4 protein-coding genes are annotated in these 3,190 nt (G+C 35.9%); 2 read left to right on the top strand and 2 right to left on the bottom strand.

Translation table 11 applies throughout. From position 1 onward, the window contains the following. Both merTP and Q0L68_RS18590 read left to right on the top strand, forming a co-directional pair. Nucleotides 1-851 (top strand): mercuric transport protein MerTP (gene merTP / locus Q0L68_RS18600; RefSeq protein WP_366938424.1); only part of this gene is annotated, 851 nt, incomplete at its 5' end. 8 nt (nt 852-859) lie between these two features. Beyond that, complete coding sequence (locus Q0L68_RS18590) at nt 860-1,081, top strand: GDCCVxC domain-containing (seleno)protein (RefSeq protein ID WP_296705753.1); 222 nt, start codon at nt 860-862, stop codon at nt 1,079-1,081. 243 nt (nt 1,082-1,324) lie between these two features. Here the strand turns inward: Q0L68_RS18590 and Q0L68_RS18585 are convergent, their stop codons facing one another. Continuing rightward, nucleotides 1,325-2,059, bottom strand: a complete 735-nt coding sequence (locus Q0L68_RS18585) for a DUF3307 domain-containing protein (RefSeq protein ID WP_296705752.1) — start codon at nt 2,057-2,059, stop codon at nt 1,325-1,327. Then, the gene (locus Q0L68_RS18580) at nt 2,041-2,700 is read right to left on the bottom strand and encodes a SatD family protein (protein WP_296705751.1); all 660 of its coding nucleotides are present in this window, start codon (nt 2,698-2,700) and stop codon (nt 2,041-2,043) included. The genes Q0L68_RS18585 and Q0L68_RS18580 overlap by 19 nt, the downstream gene beginning before the upstream one ends. Nucleotides 2,701-3,190 lie beyond the last annotated feature (490 nt).

The raw sequence follows: 3,190 nt of genomic DNA, 5'->3' as shown, positions 1-3,190 counted from the left end.
AAAGTGTAGGAGCCGGATTGATAGCAGCTATTTTAGCTTCCTTGTGTTGTATTACTCCAGTATTATCGATAGTAGCTGGTATCAGTGGAATTGCAGCAACATTCTCTTGGATTGAGCCTTTTAGACCTTACTTAATTTTATTGACTCTGGGAATATTAAGCTTCGCTTGGTATCAAAAACTAAAGCCAAGAACCAATGCAGAAATTGAATGTGACTGTGAAACAGGAGAAATTCAATCCTTTTGGAAATCCAAAAAATTTCTAAGCTTTGTAACTGTCTTTGCTGGTTTGATGCTTGCCTTTCCAAGCTATTCTCATATTTTTTATCCTGAATCAAAGAGCTCGAATCAATTTTTAATAGGTCAGGAATTTCAATTAAAACAAGCTGATTTTCAAATCAAAGGGATGACTTGCGCGGGTTGTGAAATACCCATAAAACAGGCAATAATAGCGCTTGAAGGTACTATGGAAACTATGGTATCATATGAAAAAAAATCTGCCCAAGTAACTTTTAATGACAATAGCATCAGCTTAGAAGCAATTATTGAAGCTATTAATAAGACAGGTTATACAGTTGTTGACTCCAAAGTAAGTGATCTGAAATTTCAAAATTCACTACTTCAGCCTGTCGCTTTCAAAACTTTAGAACTTTCCGTGAAAGGGATGACTTGTTCAGGTTGTGAAGCGCCAGTAACGAATTCTATTGGTAAATTGGATGGAGTGAATGAAGTAAAAACTTCCTATAAAGACGAAAACACTGTCGTAAAATATGATCCGAAAAAAGTGAATAGAACCCAAATCGTGGAGGCTATTTCTAAAGTGGGATTTAAAGTAATTGAGGATCCCGATTAGGTCGAATCATGGAGAAAGAAATCATTTTAAAGTCAAAGATTACTTGTCCTAATTGTGACTATCAAAAAGTAGAAATCATGCCTACAGATTCTTGTCAGTTTTTTTATGAGTGTGAAAACTGTCATGAGATACTGAAGCCAAAATCAGGGGATTGCTGTGTTTTTTGTAGTTATGGAACCATTCCATGCCCTCCTATTCAAGAAGGAGGGAAAGGAAATTGTTGTCATTGAGAAAATAAATTGACAAGAATTCAATTCATACTTTGTCTATGTTTTGAATACTTTAGGGAATCGAGATGAAGTGAAATATTATTTTTTTGGCAAAAAGTAAATTTGCAAATTATTAAAATAGAAAGTCGAAATGACCAATAATCACCTCAACTCTGGTCCGTTTGAAAATGTCTTTTAATGTTATTTTTCTTGGAGTCCTATTCTGGTGGCTATTTCAATTCTAAAAGAGCAATTAAGAAACTTTTAACTGATAGCCATTTGTGTAAACAGGCCAATAAATATCGCAAGTGTAAAGCTTAATAGCGTACCAATTAGTATATACTCCGTCTTCTTTTGTTCTTTTGCTTTTTTAAGATCACCAAATCTAAAAACTGATTTTGCAGCCAGTAAAAAGCCTATGGGTTGCCACTGGTTGAGTAAAATAAAAGTAAGGATAAGTATTCGCTCTATGATACCAATCCATTTCCCTGCATCCTTTAGGCTTTCATCTTTCTTATTTTTACTGAGTTGCTCTTGCCAAGACAGAGTAAGATAACCAATCAAAATACCTGATGGAAGAGTTACTATGATATATGCGATGATAATCAATTGAAAATTTGAATTCCATTCAAATGTACTTAGCCTGAATATTTGTCCAAGATTCTGTCCAGTGATAAGGGTCCATAGAATAATGATGCTGATTAAGTGCGCTGCTTGGTCTGCAATATATACTCCCACAGTGTCTCTATTTATCCTGATTTTGACCCAATCTATCAATCCATGAACTATCCCAATTGCAATAGGTGTCCACCAATTTGTCCAATCAGCCAGGAAGATATAGGTTAAAATAGCTACAATGACCAAATGCCATAGGAATTGAGTGGAGCCTAGTCCTCCCTCCTTTTTGCCCTTCACCATGGCATTTGTTTGGAAAACAAAGTCAGCCAAAAGATGTGCAAGAATAAGACGGAGTAGAAGGTCTAGTTGCTGAATTTCCATTCTATAATCTCTTTAAAGCGATTAAAAAAATTGGATAGACTCTCTAAATTTCCAGATTCTAGCCTTTTACTGACTACTCGCTGTGTTTGCTTTAATTCTTCTCCTATTTCTTTTTGTGTGATTCCTTTTAGCAGGCTTAAATAGATAGCCTCCGACTGACTGGTAGTCCATCTACTGATTATATGATCTGCTAGTGGGCAAGTGGATTCAAATTCCCGGTCAATTTGTTCTTCTCCTGTGGTGATTCTCAGACGGAGTCCTTCTTTTTTCATTGGTTCCAATCCTCTTCCGGATCGAACAAAAGCCTCACCGATTAGCTGACCTAGTTTCCCATTGGGATCGGATGTTATTTTTCCAATTCCCACAGAAACGCGTGCATCCCATGCATCACTGATTGAAGATCCATTGGAATATCTGCGAAGACCGGACCTCATAATAATACTAATCAATAAAGACTTATTTGGATCGCTAACCAGAGCTTGAAAACTGTCACCTCGGTAGATATCGAATTTAAAATCGCTTAGTTGATATTTTTGAATATCATCGGCTATCCGAAACAGGACTTCATGATAATCTTTTGAAATAGCAGTGGAATCGACCAAATCTCCGGTAATCACTGCATGAATATCTTTTCTTATCATGACTAAATATAGTACCTCTGAAGGTACTAAACAAGAAATAGTACCCTCAGATGTACTAGCTTTATATTTTTATTTATTTTAAAAATGTTCTAGTTCGAATTTGGAAAAAGAACCTTGGGGGGTACTAAAGTAGAAATAGAACTTTCGGAGGTACTAAAATACTATAAAAGACAATCATTAAATCATTATTTTGAAGGAGGAAACGAAAAAGGATTCTATTGCTATATAGTGGATCCGACTGGGAAATCTCGATCCAAATTGACTTAGGAGATTTCTCCCTCTGCTCGAAATGACTAAGCTATTTGGTAAAGAAAACTAGTCTGGTTCAAGGATATCTTTACAAGGTCATTTCGAAGGAGGAAACGAAAGTGGATTCTATTGCTATATAGTGGATCCGACTGGGAAATCTCGATCCAAATTGACTTAGGAGATTTCTCCCTCTGCTCGAAATGACTAAGCTATTTGGTAAAGAAAACTAGTCTGGTTCAAG

It is taken from the genome of Algoriphagus sp. (genome assembly GCF_024642405.1).
In the GTDB taxonomy this organism is placed as follows: Bacteria; Bacteroidota; Bacteroidia; order Cytophagales; family Cyclobacteriaceae; genus Algoriphagus.
This window is presented reverse-complemented; position numbering and strand designations above follow the sequence as displayed.